General features: G+C 47.9%; 16 protein-coding genes. 10 read left to right on the top strand and 6 right to left on the bottom strand.

The features are described from left to right. The first annotated feature begins 96 nt into the window (after window positions 1–96). The 4 genes from CWC46_RS19565 (at window position 97) to rlmM (ending at window position 3,152) form a co-directional block, all read left to right on the top strand. Entirely contained in the window at window positions 97–318 is a 222-nt protein-coding gene (locus CWC46_RS19565) for a YgdI/YgdR family lipoprotein (protein WP_021014858.1), read from the top strand. Window positions 319–685: 367 nt separating this feature from the next. After that, window positions 686–1,612 (top strand): transcriptional regulator GcvA, encoded by a 927-nt coding sequence (locus CWC46_RS19560; RefSeq protein ID WP_021014859.1) that lies wholly within the window; start codon window positions 686–688, stop codon window positions 1,610–1,612. A gap of 48 nt (window positions 1,613–1,660) precedes the next feature. Beyond that, entirely contained in the window at window positions 1,661–2,047 is a 387-nt protein-coding gene (locus CWC46_RS19555) for a DUF423 domain-containing protein (RefSeq protein ID WP_021014860.1), read from the top strand. A 1-nt stretch (window position 2,048) separates the two neighbouring features. Then, entirely contained in the window at window positions 2,049–3,152 is a 1,104-nt protein-coding gene (rlmM, locus tag CWC46_RS19550; RefSeq protein ID WP_021014861.1) for a 23S rRNA (cytidine(2498)-2'-O)-methyltransferase RlmM, read from the top strand. A gap of 27 nt (window positions 3,153–3,179) precedes the next feature. On the opposite strand, the gene xni is transcribed toward rlmM, so the two are convergent. Both xni and ppnN read right to left on the bottom strand, forming a co-directional pair. Next, the gene (xni, locus tag CWC46_RS19545; RefSeq protein ID WP_021014862.1) at window positions 3,180–3,944 is read right to left on the bottom strand and encodes a flap endonuclease Xni; all 765 of its coding nucleotides are present in this window, start codon (window positions 3,942–3,944) and stop codon (window positions 3,180–3,182) included. 58 nt (window positions 3,945–4,002) lie between these two features. Then, complete coding sequence (gene ppnN / locus CWC46_RS19540) at window positions 4,003–5,367, bottom strand: nucleotide 5'-monophosphate nucleosidase PpnN (RefSeq protein ID WP_021014863.1); 1,365 nt, start codon at window positions 5,365–5,367, stop codon at window positions 4,003–4,005. Between the two features lie 234 nt (window positions 5,368–5,601). Between ppnN and syd the strand changes: the two genes are divergently transcribed. The 4 genes from syd to CWC46_RS19520 all read left to right on the top strand — a co-directional run bounded on the left by syd (window position 5,602) and on the right by CWC46_RS19520 (window position 8,383). Next, window positions 5,602–6,156 carry a SecY-interacting protein gene (gene syd, locus CWC46_RS19535; protein WP_021014864.1) on the top strand — a complete coding sequence of 185 codons (555 nt, stop codon included), beginning with the start codon at window positions 5,602–5,604 and terminating at the stop codon, window positions 6,154–6,156. Window positions 6,157–6,792: 636 nt separating this feature from the next. Next, entirely contained in the window at window positions 6,793–7,125 is a 333-nt protein-coding gene (locus CWC46_RS19530) for a YqcC family protein (RefSeq protein ID WP_037380683.1), read from the top strand. Next, on the top strand, window positions 7,118–7,888 hold the full coding sequence (gene truC / locus CWC46_RS19525) for a tRNA pseudouridine(65) synthase TruC (protein WP_021014866.1): 771 nt from the start codon (window positions 7,118–7,120) through the stop codon (window positions 7,886–7,888). The genes CWC46_RS19530 and truC overlap by 8 nt, the downstream gene beginning before the upstream one ends. Window positions 7,889–7,924: 36 nt before the next feature. After that, window positions 7,925–8,383 (top strand): flavodoxin, encoded by a 459-nt coding sequence (locus CWC46_RS19520; RefSeq protein ID WP_021014867.1) that lies wholly within the window; start codon window positions 7,925–7,927, stop codon window positions 8,381–8,383. 179 nt (window positions 8,384–8,562) lie between these two features. Here CWC46_RS19520 and CWC46_RS19515 read toward each other — a convergent pair whose 3' ends face one another. From CWC46_RS19515 to map, 4 genes are all read right to left on the bottom strand, one after another. Beyond that, window positions 8,563–8,952 (bottom strand): DUF3461 family protein, encoded by a 390-nt coding sequence (locus tag CWC46_RS19515; protein WP_021014868.1) that lies wholly within the window; start codon window positions 8,950–8,952, stop codon window positions 8,563–8,565. 115 nt (window positions 8,953–9,067) lie between these two features. After that, complete coding sequence (dapD, locus tag CWC46_RS19510; protein WP_021014869.1) at window positions 9,068–9,892, bottom strand: 2,3,4,5-tetrahydropyridine-2,6-dicarboxylate N-succinyltransferase; 825 nt, start codon at window positions 9,890–9,892, stop codon at window positions 9,068–9,070. A gap of 34 nt (window positions 9,893–9,926) precedes the next feature. Beyond that, entirely contained in the window at window positions 9,927–12,611 is a 2,685-nt protein-coding gene (glnD, locus tag CWC46_RS19505) for a bifunctional uridylyltransferase/uridylyl-removing protein GlnD (protein WP_021014870.1), read from the bottom strand. A gap of 116 nt (window positions 12,612–12,727) precedes the next feature. Further along, entirely contained in the window at window positions 12,728–13,522 is a 795-nt protein-coding gene (gene map, locus CWC46_RS19500; RefSeq protein ID WP_021014871.1) for a type I methionyl aminopeptidase, read from the bottom strand. A 337-nt stretch (window positions 13,523–13,859) separates the two neighbouring features. Here map and rpsB point away from each other — a divergent pair, with 337 nt between their 5' ends. Both rpsB and tsf read left to right on the top strand, forming a co-directional pair. After that, window positions 13,860–14,585 (top strand): 30S ribosomal protein S2, encoded by a 726-nt coding sequence (gene rpsB / locus CWC46_RS19495; protein ID WP_021014872.1) that lies wholly within the window; start codon window positions 13,860–13,862, stop codon window positions 14,583–14,585. Between the two features lie 111 nt (window positions 14,586–14,696). Next, window positions 14,697–15,554, top strand: coding sequence for a translation elongation factor Ts (gene tsf / locus CWC46_RS19490; protein ID WP_021014873.1), 858 nt, complete (start codon window positions 14,697–14,699; stop codon window positions 15,552–15,554). Window positions 15,555–15,674 lie beyond the last annotated feature (120 nt).

Here is a 15,674-nt window from a genome sequence, read left to right as displayed (position 1 = left end):
ACGAATAAAGGTTGCTAACCTTAGCACTGTTAAGAAATGGAGTTTTATGGCATTTAGATTCAATTAATGGGTTTTTAAAATTACCGGGAGTTTATTATGAAGAATAATATATTAATTTTGGCAGTGGTTATGATGGCATTTTCTATGGCGGCCTGTTCCAGTAATTACGTTATGCATACCCATGACGGGCGGGATATTGTGGCGCAAGGAAAACCTAAAGTGGATGATGAAACCGGCATGATTAAATACAAAGACGCCGAGGGTAACGAGCAACAGATTAACCGTTCCGATATAGAACAAATGAGTGAAGCCAAGTAACGCATTGATAGTGTTTGGGTTACTAACGGGACATTCATAACAAAAAAAAGCACCGCAAGTACGCGGTGCTATACAAAATCACTATAGACAGACAGGGTAAATACAGGAAGTGAAAAAGTAGCTGAGCTACCGGTGTCTGAAAAGGCAGACAATAAACAAATAGCAAACACAACATCACAACCACAAGCCAAAAGCACATCAGGATTTCCCCTTCGCGCTTTTCGTTCCGGCTCAGGAAGTAGCACTAATATAGGTATTTGCTGGTGCATCCTCAACGGACAATTTATAATGCCTCGGATTATAAAAACTAATGTGTATATGAGTGTGTATTACACGTTACTTCCCGGTAAATAAAAGAAATCCGTTTATGTCAAAACGACTACCTCCACTCAATGCACTACGCGTATTTGATGCGGCTGCCCGCCATCTAAGCTTCACCAAAGCGGCTGAAGAGTTGTTTGTTACTCAGGCTGCCATCAGTCACCAGATCAAGTCTCTGGAAGATTTTCTTGGCTTGAAGCTTTTCCGACGGCGCAACCGTTCGTTGCTGCTTACCGAGGAGGGGCAAAGTTATTTTCTGGATATAAAAGAAATTTTCTCTGCGCTGAATGAAGCTACGCGTAAGTTACAGGCCCGCAGTGCCAAAGGGGCATTGACCGTCAGTCTGTTGCCTAGTTTTGCTATCCATTGGCTGGTACCCAGGTTGTCCAGTTTCAATTCGGATTATCCCGGCATTGATGTGCGGATTCAGGCAGTAGATCGAGAAGAGGATCGTCTGTCTGATGATGTAGATGTGGCCATTTTTTATGGACGGGGTAATTGGCCGGGCTTACGGGTGGAAAAACTTTATGCCGAGTACTTGTTGCCGGTTTGCTCCCCGCTATTGCTGACGGGAGCACATCCGCTGAAAACACCGGAAGATTTAGTTTGGCACACTTTGCTACATGACGCTTCCCGCCGGGACTGGTTGGCTTATACCCGGCAACTGGGCATTCAGCAGATTAATGTGCAACAGGGGCCGATTTTCAGTCACAGCGCTATGGTATTACAGGCTGCCATTCATGGGCAGGGCGTGGCATTGGCCAATAACGTGATGGCACAGACAGAACTTGAAGCGGGCCGGTTGGTGTGTCCGTTTAGTGATGTTTTGGTTAGCAAGAGCGCTTTTTATCTGGTATGTCATGACAGTCAGGCCGAACTAGGTAAAATAGCCGCCTTTCGCCAGTGGATACTCTCTCGGGCGGCCAGTGAGCAGGAAAAATTTCGCTTTCGTTATGATCACAATACACGCTGATACCATAACGGTTTCAGATCTCTCTTTCTTTGTGAATGGATAACAACGATGAACAGTCGTTTCATGATGGTATTTGCTGCCATTAGCGGATTTATTTATGTCGCGCTGGGGGCATTTGGTGCTCACGTGTTGAGTAAATCTCTAGGTGACGTTGAACTGAGCTGGTTACATACCGGGTTACAATATCAGGCTTTTCATACTCTGGTGATACTGGCCCTTTCTATCGCCATGAATCAGAGAAGCAATTTGTGGTTCTACTGGAGCAGTGTTTTTTTAGGACTTGGCACGGTGTTATTCAGCGGTAGTCTTTACTGTCTGGCACTCTCTCTCCTGAAATTCTGGGTCTATATTACCCCGGTGGGTGGCGTATTTTTCCTGGTGGGTTGGATACTGTTGTTGATTGGTGCCTTACGTTTAAAGAAAAAGGCTGAGTAGCATGAATAAAGTTATTTTGTATTGTCGGCCCGGTTTTGAAAAAGAGTGTGCAGCGGAAATTACCGATAAAGCCGCTCGTTACAATGTATACGGTTTCGTGCGAGTAAAGGATAACAGCGGTTATGTGATATTCGAATGTTATCAACATGAAGATGCTGACCGTTTGATTAAGGAATTGCCGTTTCGGGAACTGATTTTTGTCCGGCAGATGATGGTCTGTGGCGAATTGTTGCGGGACCTGCCTCCGGAAGATCGTATCACGCCGATTGTGGGTATGTTGACGGGGGTACTGGAGTGCGCTGGTGAACTGCGGGTTGAAGTGCCTGACACCAATGAAAGTAAAGAGCTGATGACGTTCTGTCGCAAATTTACGGTGCCCTTACGTGCCGTTTTACGTGAGCATCATATTTTGCTGGCGCAGGAGAGGGCTGATAAACCCGTGATACATGTACTCTTTATCGCGCCAGGCTGTTGTTATGTAGGGTACTCCTACACTAATAATAACTCTCCTTTCTACATGGGGATTCCGCGTCTTAAATTCCCATCTGATGCTCCCAGTCGTTCCACTCTGAAGCTTGAAGAGGCTTTCCATGTGTTTATTCCCGCCGATGAGTGGGATGAGCGGCTGGCCAGCGGGATGCATGCGGTAGACCTGGGGGCCTGTCCCGGTGGTTGGACTTATCAACTGGTGAAACGCAGCATGATGGTTCACGCTGTTGATAACGGAATGATGGCTCCCAGTCTGATGGATACCGGACAGGTTACTCATCATCAGGTCGATGGATTCCGTTTTGAACCCCCCCGTAACAATATCTCCTGGCTGGTATGTGACATGGTGGAGAAACCGGCGAAAGTGACTAACAGGATGGCCGACTGGTTGGTTAATGGATGGTGTCGTGAGGTTATTTTCAACCTCAAGTTGCCAATGAAAAAACGCTATGAGGAAGTGATGCAGAATCTGGCCTTGCTTACCGAGCGTTTGCAGGAAAACGGTATCAATTCTGAAATTCACGCTAAACAGCTCTACCACGATCGAGAAGAAGTCACGATACATGCCCGACGTATCTGGAGTGCTATGCCGGGGCGGCGCGATGAGCGCGGGTGATTTATTATTGCACAGAATGGGCTGGGATTACCCAGCCGATGCGCGCAATCGTAGTTGTTGCAGATTACCGTGAAGTGTGAGGTCAGTCCTGAGCGTTGCTACTTGACGGCAGCAGTAAGCCATCTCGCGCTGTTGCTCCAGTTTAATGCGCCACTTGTCAGGTAGTTGGTCCAATTGCTGGTAAAGATTGTCCAGTGAACCGGCCTGTTGTAGTAACTGCGCCGCATTTTTTGGGCCAATGCCACTGACCCCTGGAATTTTGCTGCTGCTGATACCTGCCAACCCCCAATAATCGGGTAATTGCTGTGGGGTGACGCCGAATTCCTGCTGAATAAAAGGTAAATCCAGCCAGCGTTTCTGGAAATAATCACGAATCTGAATGGTTGGCGCCAGTAACTGGCAATATCCTTTATCCGTGGAGATAATCGTCGCGTGTAACCCTTGTGTGGCGACTTTTTTTGCCAGCGTCGCCGCCAGATCATCGGCTTCATCACCGGGCGAATGCCAACTATTGATCCCTATGGTGAGCAACGCTTCTTTAATCCGCGGCAACTCCTGCCGCAGTGTTTCCGGCATGGCCTTTCGTCCGGCCTTATACTCCGGCAATAATTGATGGCGCCAGCTTGTCGAGCGATCTTCATCGTCAAACACGGCTACTGCATGGGTCGGTTGACTGTGCTGTATCAGTTGGTTGACTGCATGCACACAAGCCGTGGCACAGGGAGAACCCTGTACCGCATGGATACGTCTGATCAGATTAAGCGCATCAATAATTAATAGATGTACGAGCATAAGCAGAGTCCTGATGCTACCGATAGTAACGTCGTTTTCACCATCGGTATCGAGGTTGTCAGGTACAAATTTCGTAGCAAGGAATATAGGCACTGCCCGGAAGTTTCATGCGTTGCTGGGCGACAAAGCTTTGCAACAGCTTGTCCATGTTTTTCATGATTTCCGCATCACCATGCAATTTATATGGGCCATTCAGCTCAATGGCGTGAATACCTGATTCTTTGACGTTACCTGAGACAATACCAGAGAAAGCTCGACGCAATGTCGCGGCCAGTTGTTCTGCGGGTTGATTTGGATGCAGATTGAGGTTTGCCATATTTTCGTGTGTAGGCTCAAAGGGCCGCTGTAGGTCTGCTTCAATGCGCATTGACCAGTTAAAACTATAGGCATCACCCGTATGGCGGCGCTGTTCTTTAACCAGCGGCATGGCCTTTTTCATCTGTCTGGCCACCTCGGGCGCATCATTGATAATGATAGAGTAGTAACGGCGTGCCTGACGGCCCAGCGTGCTGACGATAAACTCGTCCAGCACCTGGAAGTAATTCGCGCTTTCTTCTGGTCCAGTCAGCACGATGGGCAGAACTTGTTCACTGTTTGCCGGGTTCATCATGATCCCCAGTAGATAAAGAAACTCTTCAGCCGTACCCACACCGCCTGGGAAAATGATGATGCCATGACCGAGTCGGACAAACGCTTCCAGCCGTTTTTCAATATCTGGCATGATGATGAGTTCGTTCACTAATGGGTTCGGCGGTTCGGCGGCAATGATAGACGGTTCGGTCATGCCGATAAAACGCCCCTCTTTGTAATGCTGCTGAGCATGGCCGACGGCGGCGCCTTTCATTGGGGCCTCCATTGCGCCAGGACCACATCCGGTACAGATATTTAATTCCCGTAATCCCAGTTGGCTGCCAACTTTGCGTGCATAAAGGTATTCGCTTTCCTTGATCGAGTGGCCGCCCCAACACACCACCATGTTTGGTTCTTCCCCCACATGTAGTGATCTGGCATTACGCAGAATGGAAAATACCAGATTGGTAATATGCGTCGAATCTTCCAGATTCAGGTGCTGATAATAGTTCGCATAAGCAATTTGCCCATTAACAAACAGGATATCGCGCAATACGGCAAACAGGTTGGCTTGCAGTGACCGGATAATTTGACCGTCGACAAATGCCTCTTCAGGAGGGTTCACCAATTCCAGTTTTACTCCACGCTCACGACGTAGCACGTTGATGTCAAAGTCTTCGTAACGGGAGAGTAACTCCTTACTGTTATCAGTCTGACTGCCGGAATTCAGTACAGCAAGTGAGCAGTTACGGAATAAGCGATAAAGATCGCTGCTGGCAGTGCTTTTCAGCATGTCTACTTCCAACTGCGATAACAAATCCATTGACCCTAATGGGCTAATATGTGTAATCAATTTTACTCCTTGAAATGCAGTATGTTACGACAATCACGTAATGCTTTACCGGTTTGTCTCTACCTTAACGTGCTGCCATCGTTTTGCCAATGGTGGTTCCAGTTAGCAGGAAAAGTTGCGCATTTCCACGCATTTTATTGCCTTAACCGTCGACCACATCCCGCACTATAGGGATAATCAGCCAGATATAATGGCAATGAGTGTAACCCGGCAGACAAAATGATGAGAGACATTATGGAGCATGAGATAGTACAGGCGCTGAGCACGTTTACACAACGTTATGTCAATTTATGGCAGATGGAGATGGGGCATCCTCCGGCCAGTGAAGCGTTGCATGGTGTGGGGTCACCATGCATTGTTGCCAGTGATGATCATCGTGTGCAATGGTTGCCGCAACCTTCCGGTTTAGCATCTCGGTTGGATGGCGTCGAACGTGCGCTGAACATACGTATCCATCCTGCCGCTCATGCATTTTTTACCTGTCAATATGCAGGCGATATGGAAGCGAATTACGGTGATATTGCCTGCACTTTATTGCAGGTATGGAGTGAGGATGATTTTATCCGTATGCAAGAGAATCTGATTGGTCATCTTTTGACACAGAAAAGACTGAAATTGCCACCAACATTGTTTTTAGCCACCACAAATACTGAAATGACGCTTATATCTTTATGTAATATTAGTGGCGAAGTTATTCTGGAAGAGTTTGGTACCAGGCAACGGGATGTTCTGGCCCCCACACTATCTGACTTCCTCGATAAGCTCCAGCCATTGATTCCGCATTACTGAACCGTGTTTCGCTTTCTGCCTTGTAAGATATCTCTTACATTACTTGTAAGTTATCTCTTCTCTTTAATATGTAACTTACATTTATATTTATTTTTTTCATTATTAATTAAGGGATTAATGATTTCTATTACTTTCTTTTATAATTTGTGTGGTTATTACACCGTGTAAGTGGCTTGCCGATTCAGTTTAATTAATACATCTTATTATTCAGTAGAGCAACACAGTAACAGAGTATTTCATACCATCATGAAGAAGGTAGACAGCGTTCTGTTATGGCCAGACTCTTTTTTCAGGAAGAATGAAGGACACCTCCAGGAAGGAGAATGAGAGCCAGCATAGGGAAGGCTGGTGGGGCAGGAGCCTAAAGGAGAAATGATCAGGATGATCATGAAGGAACGACCGTCAAGGATGAAAGAGGGATCGCCGGCAAGGATTGTTGGTTAGGAAGACCGTTCAAGGAAAAGTTTTCAAGGATGAGCAGGGACGCAATTGTGTAGCGGGATTGCTATAAAACGAATCGGGGGTACTGAGCAATCAGTACCCCCATTTTTTCCGTCAGAATTGGCTGTTGAGTGATCGGTGGAAGCAACAATGCTATGCTTTGCCGCCTTGTTGTTAGTCTGTCGAGATACTTGCATGAGTGTAGAGATCCAGCTTCGTCAGGCGCTGTTTGAAACCGAGCGCGTGTTGAAAGAGAGCCCTTTCTGGCAGTCGTCCCCGCCAGATTCCACAGCGTTTAACAGTGCTGAACCCTTTTGTATTGATACCATGCGTCCCGAGCAATGGTTGCAGTGGGTCTTGTTACCCCGGATGCATAGGCTACTGGATAGCAACGCACCTTTGCCATCACGTTTTTCTCTATTGCCTTACTTTGAAGAAGCATTGGATGACACTCTGGAAGGGGTGAAGCCGCTGTTGTTTGAACTGGGGCGGCTCGATGTGTTGTTAAGCGGGCAATCAGATGCTTGAAATCATTTATCAGGATGAGTATCTGGTGGCCGTGAATAAGCCGTCAGGTTGGTTGGTCCATCGTAGTTGGCTGGATCGCAAGGAAAAAGTCGTTGTTATGCAGACGGTACGCGATCAAATTGGCCAGCATGTGTTCACGGTTCATCGACTGGATAGGCCAACGTCAGGACTCCTGTTGCTGGCGCTGTCGAGTGAGGTGGCACGTAAACTTTCGGTCCAATTTGAGCAGCATCAAATCCAGAAAACGTATCATGCGGTGGTGCGCGGGTACGTCTTTGACTCTGGTGTGATTGACTATGCACTAACGGAAGAGCTGGATAAAATTGCTGATAAATATGCCAATCTGGATAAGGGCCCCCAACCAGCGGTCAGCCATTATCAGGCATTGGCTCAGGCGGAAATGCCGGTAGCAATTGGTCGTTACCCAACGTCCCGCTATAGTCTGGTGGAACTGAAGCCGGAAACGGGTCGTAAACATCAGCTACGCCGGCATATGTCACATATACGTCATCCCATTATTGGCGACTCTGCCCATGGTGATTTACGTCAGAATCGTGGAATGGAAACACATTTTTCCTGTGGTCGGTTGATGTTACATGCCAGCCGATTAACGTTGCCACACCCGGTCAGTGGAGACATGCTGACGTTTGAAGCTCGCTGGGATGATCCGTGGCAAGGTGTCATGGCACAATTGGGGTGGCAGGGGAATCTCCCTGAATTTGAAAGGGTTGAGTTTCCTGATTGTCCGGGGCAGGATAGCTGACTTGATTGCGGCATTAATCATAAGGGAGTCAGTATCATGGCGCAGATAGGCATTTTTGTTGGCACGGTTTATGGGAACGCGTTGTTGGTTGCTGAAGAAGCGGAAAGCATTCTCAAAGAGCATGGTCACGAAGTGGCTGTGTTTGAGGACGCTTCGCTAGAGTCCTGGTTGGCATACTGTCAGCATTATGTGTTGGTAGTCACGTCCACTACTGGCCAGGGGCAATTGCCGGAGTCTATTGCACCGCTGTATGAGGCGCTGCGGGAGAAGGGCGGTTATCAGCCAGCGTTACATTATGGTTTGATTGCCCTGGGTGATAGCAGTTATGAGCATTTCTGTGGCGGCGGTCATCAGTTTGATTCGCTGTTGCAGGAGATCGGGGCGCAACGCATTGGTCAGGTACTGGAAATTGATGCAACTGAGCATCCAGAGCCTGAAGTGCTTTCATCTCCATGGGTGAAGCAATGGGCGGAGCTGATTGATTCGCAAGGATAATGCCGAGTAGACAAAATAACGGGCCGGGGTCTACTGCCTGTTGAGTTTAAGTAAGTAAAATAGGGCAACCACCACGTTTCGTGCTCCTTGAGAAGGAACCTGACATGGTGGCACCCTAAGCACAGGATTAGCAGTGAACAGGTCCTGTTAAAGTAACGGATTGCATGTGCTGGAAAGGATTAGCGGTTTTTGGTTAGTTTTTCCAGATCGGCTTCGATTTCACTGATCTTATTGGTCACGACACTCTCCAGATGACGCAGGTCATCAAGAATTTTGCGTTTTAAATCCACTTCTACCTGTTCATGCTGACAAATCTGATCCAGCTCATCGACGACATAGCGCAAGTTTGGGCTGATCTCATTGATTTCTTTATAACCTTGCCCGGCGTTGTCAGCCACAATGGTTTTACGTTGGCGGGGATACTTAAACTTGACGCTTTTGGCGAAAAATTCACCTTTGTCTTTGTGAAAGTAAATTTTCAAAATATCGTTGCTGGCTTCCTGTCGCAGGCTGTAGCGGTCGATATCTTCCGGGTTGGTAATACCCAGGCTTTTCAGATTGTCGTACATAGCACCACCTTTTTGTTGTAAATCATGTCACTATAGTGATGTAGCTGGTCTGTGTTGTCTGTGATAGCTTACCGGTCATAAAAAAATGGCAGGTTATTTAACCCGCCAGAGAAGTTTAGTCGATGGTGCGTAATAACTCATTAATTCCCACTTTACCGCGGGTCTTGGCATCCACTTTTTTCACGATAATGGCGCAGTAGAGACTGTAACTGCCATCTTTAGAGGGGAGATTACCGGAAACGACCACGGAGCCAGCGGGTACCCGGCCATAGTGGATTTCACCGGTTTCACGGTCATAGATCTTGGTGCTTTGACCAATGAACACGCCCATGGAGATGACGGACCCTTCTTCAACAATGACACCTTCTACAATTTCAGAACGAGCACCGATGAAGCAATTGTCTTCGATAATTGTCGGGTTAGCCTGCAATGGTTCCAGTACGCCACCGATACCAACACCACCAGACAGATGAACATTTTTACCGATCTGCGCGCAAGAGCCGACAGTAACCCACGTATCCACCATGGTGCCTTCATCAACATAAGCGCCGATATTGACATAGGAAGGCATCAGTACCGTGTTGCGAGCAATATAGGCACCCTGGCGAACGCTGGCGGGTGGTACAACGCGGAAACCTTCCTGTAGGAAACGCTCGGCGTCGTAATCTGCAAATTTCATCGGTACCTTGTCGTAATAGCGGGTTTCGGCACCCTCCATCACACAGTTATCGTTGATGCGAAAAGAGAGTAGTACCGCCTTTTTCAGCCATTGATGCGTGATCCACTGGCCGTTGATTTTTTCAGCGACACGCAATGCCCCGCTGTCCAATTGGCTGATTACCTGGTTTATCGCGTCACGTGTCACACTGTCCACGTTAGTGGGCGTGATTTCCGCACGGTGTTCAAAGGCGGTTTCAATGGTGTTCTGTAGTTGCTGCATTCTGTTTCTCTTTCCTGATTTACTGAAATAACAATTAAGACAAGTTTACTTTATCGTTTGGGTTAAGGGCTTCTGTCAACCGTTCTTGTAGCTTAAGGCGCAATTCGGGACTTAATGCCCGGCTTTCATCATCCGCCAGTATAAATAAATCCTCTACACGCTCACCAATGGTGGAAATTCGTGCACCGTGTAATGACAAGTTAAGGTCGGCGAAAATCTCTCCGATACGGGCCAGCAAACCGGGATGGTCGAGCGCGATAAGCTCCATATAACTACGATGATCGGTATGTGTTGGTAGAAAGCTGACTTCCGTGGGAACACTGAAGTGTCTTAGCTTGGACGATGGACGCCGGATACGCGGGTTTTGGTAATCACGTTGCGTTAACGTCTGCTCGATCGCATAGCGGATCATTTCGTGACGATCCTGTGCCAACGGGCTACCGTCCGGTTCTAACACAATAAATGTATCCATCGCCATCCCATCCCTGCTGGTAAAAATCTGGGCGTCATGAACACTGAGATTTCGACGATCCAGCTCGCCGACTACGGCAGCAAACAGATAAGGACGGTCTGGACTCCAGATAAATATTTCAGTACCGCCACGGCTGGCCTGATGGCTGATCAGCACCAGTGGTTTACTGGTATCATGTTCCAGCAGATGGCGTGCATGCCAGGCCAACTGATTTGGTGAGTGACGTAGGAAATAGTCAGCGCGGCAGCGGCTCCATATATCATGCAGTGCTTCTTCGTCAATGTTATCCATGCGCAGCAGTGCTAACGCCTGTAGGCGATGGTGCCGTACCCGTTCACGCAGATCCGGTGTGTTTTGCATACCACGACGCAGTTGTTTCTCGGTTGCAAAGTAGAGTTCGCGTAACAGACTTTGTTTCCAACTGTTCCAGAGCGTTTCATTAGTGGCGCAGATGTCCGCCACCGTCAAATTAACCAGATAACGCAGCCGGGTTTCGCTTTGAACCTGCTCGGCGAAGTGCTGAATGACCACCGGATCCTGAATGTCACGGCGCTGTGCGGTGACTGACATCAGCAAATGGCAGCGAACCAGCCATGAAACAAGCTGAGCTTCCCGCGAGTTCAGACCATGCAGGGCGGCAAATTCAAGTGCGTCTTTGGCACCCAGCTCGGAGTGATCTCCTCCCCGACCTTTGGCGATATCATGGAACAGTGCGGCCAGCAGAAGCAGGTTGGGCTGTGGAAGACGTGGATAAAGCTCCACGCACAGTGGATGGTTGGTGCGGGTGGATTCATCGGCAAAACTTTCCAGTTTCATCAGTACCCGGATGGTATGCTCATCTACCGTGTAGGCATGGAATAGATCAAACTGCATTTGTCCGACAATGTTTCCCCACTGGGGCATATAAGCCCACAATACGCTGTGGCGATGCATCGGTAACAGCGCCCGACTCACAGCGTGGGGATGGCGTAGTATCATCATGAACAGATGACGCGCTTCCTCAATGGCACACAAGGGTTTGGCGAGGTGACGCCGCGCATAGCGTAACTGGCGCAGCGTGGTGGAATAGATACCGGTAATTTCCTTATTGCGTACCATCGCATAAAACATACGCATAATGGATTCAGGTTTACGCTCAAACAGCGTTTCGTCCTGTAGATCTATCAGGGTGCCGCGCAACTGGAATTCTTCATCAAGAGGACGCGGTTTTTCACTGGTATCCAGTGCCAGAATAGCTTCATCAAACAGTTGCAACAGCATCTGGTTCAGCTCACCTACTCGCCGCGTCATTCGATAGAAGTCTTTCATCATTCGTTCTACCGGAGCGTTGCCTTCTCCCTGATATTGTAAAAGCTGGGCAACATTGAGCTGACGGTCAAACAATAGTCGATTGTCGTAACGAGGTAAAATCAGATGCAACGCGAAGCGGATACGCCAGAGAAAACTCTGGCACTCGTTCAATTCATTGCGTTCAGCCTCGGTCAGAAAACCAAATTCCACCATTTCATTCAGGGACGTAGCACCAAAATGGCGACGGGCGACCCATAGCAAGGTGTGAATATCCCGTAAGCCTCCGGGGCTGCTTTTAATATCAGGTTCCAGATTATAACTGGTGCTGTGATAACGTTGATGACGTTCCCGCTGTTCAGCAACTTTTGCTGCAAAAAACCTCTCTGAGGGCCAGAAATCGTCGCTGAAAATATGCTTCTGAAGTGTAAGAAAAAGCGCGACATCGCCACAAATCATTCGAGATTCAATCAGGTTGGTAGCAACGGAAATGTCGGCTCGCCCTTCATGCAGACATTCATCCAGTGTGCGGACACTATGACCGACTTCCAGTTTCAAATCCCACAGTAAGGTAATAAACGCGCTGATGGTTTGCGACTGGGTTTCACTCAGCTTTTGTTGGCTTAATACCAGCAGATCAATGTCAGAAAGTGGATGCAACTCGCCACGACCGTAACCGCCTACCGCGACCAGAGCGGTTTGTTGTACGTTTTCAAAGCCATAAAAGCGCCATAGACGCTGCAACAGATGATCGATAAACAAGGTTCTTGCATCAATTAATATCTCCGCACTGACACCCGCTTTGAACTCATCGGCCAACCACAACTGGAATTGTTCCAGATGCTGTTTTAGCGTCTGGCATTCGAGCATGCCATCGCTGAAGGTTAATGGCGAGGTGGGGGTCATATGGACCGCGACGGCGGACTCTGGCGTATCGTGCGGAAGGTCTCTGTCGATCATGTTACTCAACCCATATGAAATCGTAGAGAGTGATTTTAAACACCACTTGTGGCGGCCCGAAAGCGGGTAAACAGAAATCTTCCACCATAATAAAGCCGGCGATTGCCGGCTGGTGTTTATTCCTGATGTGTGATGATGTTGGGGATGGTGTCATCTTTTCGCAACGTCATTATCTCACAGCCGTTTTCTGTCACCACAATAGTATGCTCGTACTGCGCCGACAAGCTGCGATCTTTGGTTTTTACTGTCCAGCCATCTTTCATGCTGCGAATGCGGAAATCACCAGCATTGACCATCGGTTCTATTGTGAACGCCATGCCGGGTTGTAACACCACACCACCGTCATCGGCATCGTAATGCAGCACTTGGGGTTCTTCATGGAAACCCTTGCCAATGCCGTGGCCACAATACTCACGTACCACGGAGAAATCCTGGGCTTCCACATATTTCTGAATTTCTTTACCCAGGGTGCGCAGACGAATGCCCGGTTTAACCATCTTGAGCGCCAGATAGAGGCTTTCCTGGGTGATCCGACATAAGCGTTCTCCCAAAATGGTGGGTTTCCCGGCAATAAACATTTTTGATGTATCGCCATGAAAGTCATCTTTGATGACGGTGACATCAATATTGACGATGTCGCCATCTTTCAGAATTTTTTCATCGCTGGGAATACCGTGGCACACTACTTCATTAACAGAAATACAGACTGATTTCGGAAAACCGTGGTAACCCAGGCATGCTGAGATCGCATGCTGTTTATTGATGATATGATCGTGACAGATACGATCCAGTTCGCCGGTGCTGACTCCGGGAACCACATAAGGTTCGATGATTTCCAATACTTCAGCAGCCAAGCGCCCGGCTACACGCATTTTCTCGATATCTGTAGCTGTTTTAATTGATATTGCCATTGAAATTTGTCCACAAGTGTCGTTGTTTTTAACGAAATAGAGTCAACAAGATAGTAACTTATGGTATCAGCCCCGCCAGACACTGCCAAATCATGATTCCATAACATTGGTATAACACACAACAAAAGTTGGTGCCCGAAGGCTGATTATGGTATAAAGCGCGCCGACGATCCGGCTATATTTCTGCGACAGAAATGGCTGAATCTTCATAGAACTCACTATGTGTATATAACACACACGTGTCGACACATTTGCCGGGGTGCTCTGGTGCTTGCATTCAGAGTCGGTGTAATGGGACACGTGGAGGCATAACCCCATACTTAATTTAGAGGTAATCATGGCAACTGTTTCCATGCGCGACATGCTTAAGGCTGGCGTACACTTTGGTCACCAGACCCGTTACTGGAACCCGAAAATGAAACCTTTCATTTTTGGATCACGTAACAAAGTTCACATCATCAACCTTGAAAAAACCGTGCCGATGTTCAACGACTCTCTCGCTGAGCTGAGCAGAATTGCTTCTCACAAGGGTAAAATTCTGTTCGTTGGTACTAAGCGCGCAGCAAGCGAAGCGATAAAAGAATCAGCTACCAACTGTGATCAGTTCTTCGTGAACCATCGCTGGTTAGGCGGTATGCTGACTAACTGGAAAACCGTTCGTCAGTCCATCAAGCGTTTGAAAGATCTGGAAACGCAGTCTCAGGATGGTACTTTCGACAAGCTGACCAAGAAAGAAGCGCTGGTTCGTACTCGTGAACTGGACAAGCTGGAAAACAGCCTTGGTGGTATCAAAGACATGGGCGGCCTGCCTGACGCGCTATTCGTTATTGATGCCGATCATGAACACATTGCTATCAAAGAAGCAAACAACCTGGGTATTCCGGTATTTGCTATCGTTGATACCAACTCCGATCCAGACGGTGTTGATTACATTATTCCTGGTAATGATGATGCTATTCGTGCAATTAACCTGTATCTGAGTGCGGTCGCAACTGCTGTGCGCGAAGGTCGTTCTCAGGATCTGGTTGAACAGGCAGAAGAGAGCTTCGTCGAAGCTGAATAATAAGACAGGCTCTTTTGAGCCCTTATTAACCAGGTATGACATATGTTGGTTAGGGGGCCTGTTAGGCCCCCTTTTACTTATCTCCCCCATGAGATAACCGAGGAAAAGATAATGGCTGAAATTACCGCTGCCCTGGTAAAAGAACTGCGTGAGCGTACTGGCGCCGGCATGATGGAATGTAAGAAAGCACTGGTTGAAGCGAATGGTGACATTGAGCTGGCCATCGATAACATGCGTAAATCAGGCCAGGCTAAAGCTGCGAAAAAAGCAGGACGTGTTGCCGCTGAAGGTATTATCCTGACCAAAATTTCTGCAGACGGCAAATACGGTGTTGTTGTTGAACTGAACTGTGAAACTGACTTCGTGGCTAAAGATGCCGGTTTTAAAGCTTTTGGTGAAGATGTTATCAATGCCGCACTGAATGAGCGCATCTCCGATGTTGAAGCACTGAAAGCGAAGTTTGAAGAAGGCCGTACTGCGCTGGTGTCCAAGATTGGTGAAAACATCAACATTCGCCGTGTTGCTGTTCAGACTGGTGATGCTTTGGGTTCTTATATGCATGGCGCGCGTATCGGTGTTCTCGTCGCGGCCACGGGTGCTGATGAAGAACTGATCAAACACGTTGCTATGCACATTGCGGCTAGCAAACCAGAATATGTTAACGCCGAAGACGTACCGGCTGACGTTGTTTCTCGTGAGTATCAGATTCAGTTGGACATTGCGATGCAATCTGGAAAACCGCGTGAAATTGCAGAGAAAATGGTTGAAGGACGCATGCGTAAATTTACCGGTGAGATCTCTCTGTCTGGTCAGCATTTTGTCATGGATCCAAGCAAAACGGTTGGTCAGTTGCTGAAAGAGCATAGTGCCAGTGTAAGCGGCTTCATCCGTTTTGAAGTAGGTGAAGGCATTGAGAAAGCTGAAACTGACTTTGCTGCTGAAGTCGCGGCAATGAGTAAGCAGTCTTAATTATAAAAAGGAACCGCCAATCGGCGGTTCCTTTTTATCCAACCTTAAAAATAGTTTCGTGGCACTGAGCGTATCTTTATCCTAGGTCGCTCAGTGTCATTGTAATAACCCTCAATACGA

Source organism: Prodigiosinella confusarubida (genome assembly GCF_002847015.1).
In the GTDB taxonomy this organism is placed as follows: Bacteria; Pseudomonadota; Gammaproteobacteria; order Enterobacterales; family Enterobacteriaceae; genus Prodigiosinella; species Prodigiosinella aquatilis.
Note: the sequence above shows the minus strand (reverse complement) of the source record. Positions and strands in the feature narration are given on the sequence as shown.

Bases quoted from the DNA above. Each gene is read 5' to 3' on its own strand.
- truC (WP_021014866.1), top strand. From the start codon at position 7,118: ATGCTTGAAATCATTTATCAGGATGAGTATCTGGTGGCCGTGAATAAG.
- CWC46_RS19515 (WP_021014868.1), bottom strand. From the start codon at position 8,952: ATGTACGACAATCTGAAAAGCCTGGGTATTACCAACCCGGAAGATATC.
- CWC46_RS19530 (WP_037380683.1), top strand. From the start codon at position 6,793: ATGAGTGTAGAGATCCAGCTTCGTCAGGCGCTGTTTGAAACCGAGCGC.
- CWC46_RS19560 (WP_021014859.1), top strand. From the start codon at position 686: ATGTCAAAACGACTACCTCCACTCAATGCACTACGCGTATTTGATGCG.
- xni (WP_021014862.1), bottom strand. From the start codon at position 3,944: ATGCTCGTACATCTATTAATTATTGATGCGCTTAATCTGATCAGACGT.
- CWC46_RS19565 (WP_021014858.1), top strand. From the start codon at position 97: ATGAAGAATAATATATTAATTTTGGCAGTGGTTATGATGGCATTTTCT.
- tsf (WP_021014873.1), top strand. From the start codon at position 14,697: ATGGCTGAAATTACCGCTGCCCTGGTAAAAGAACTGCGTGAGCGTACT.
- rpsB (WP_021014872.1), top strand. From the start codon at position 13,860: ATGGCAACTGTTTCCATGCGCGACATGCTTAAGGCTGGCGTACACTTT.
- map (WP_021014871.1), bottom strand. From the start codon at position 13,522: ATGGCAATATCAATTAAAACAGCTACAGATATCGAGAAAATGCGTGTA.
- glnD (WP_021014870.1), bottom strand. From the start codon at position 12,611: ATGATCGACAGAGACCTTCCGCACGATACGCCAGAGTCCGCCGTCGCG.
- syd (WP_021014864.1), top strand. From the start codon at position 5,602: ATGGAGCATGAGATAGTACAGGCGCTGAGCACGTTTACACAACGTTAT.
- dapD (WP_021014869.1), bottom strand. From the start codon at position 9,892: ATGCAGCAACTACAGAACACCATTGAAACCGCCTTTGAACACCGTGCG.
- CWC46_RS19555 (WP_021014860.1), top strand. From the start codon at position 1,661: ATGAACAGTCGTTTCATGATGGTATTTGCTGCCATTAGCGGATTTATT.
- rlmM (WP_021014861.1), top strand. From the start codon at position 2,049: ATGAATAAAGTTATTTTGTATTGTCGGCCCGGTTTTGAAAAAGAGTGT.
- CWC46_RS19520 (WP_021014867.1), top strand. From the start codon at position 7,925: ATGGCGCAGATAGGCATTTTTGTTGGCACGGTTTATGGGAACGCGTTG.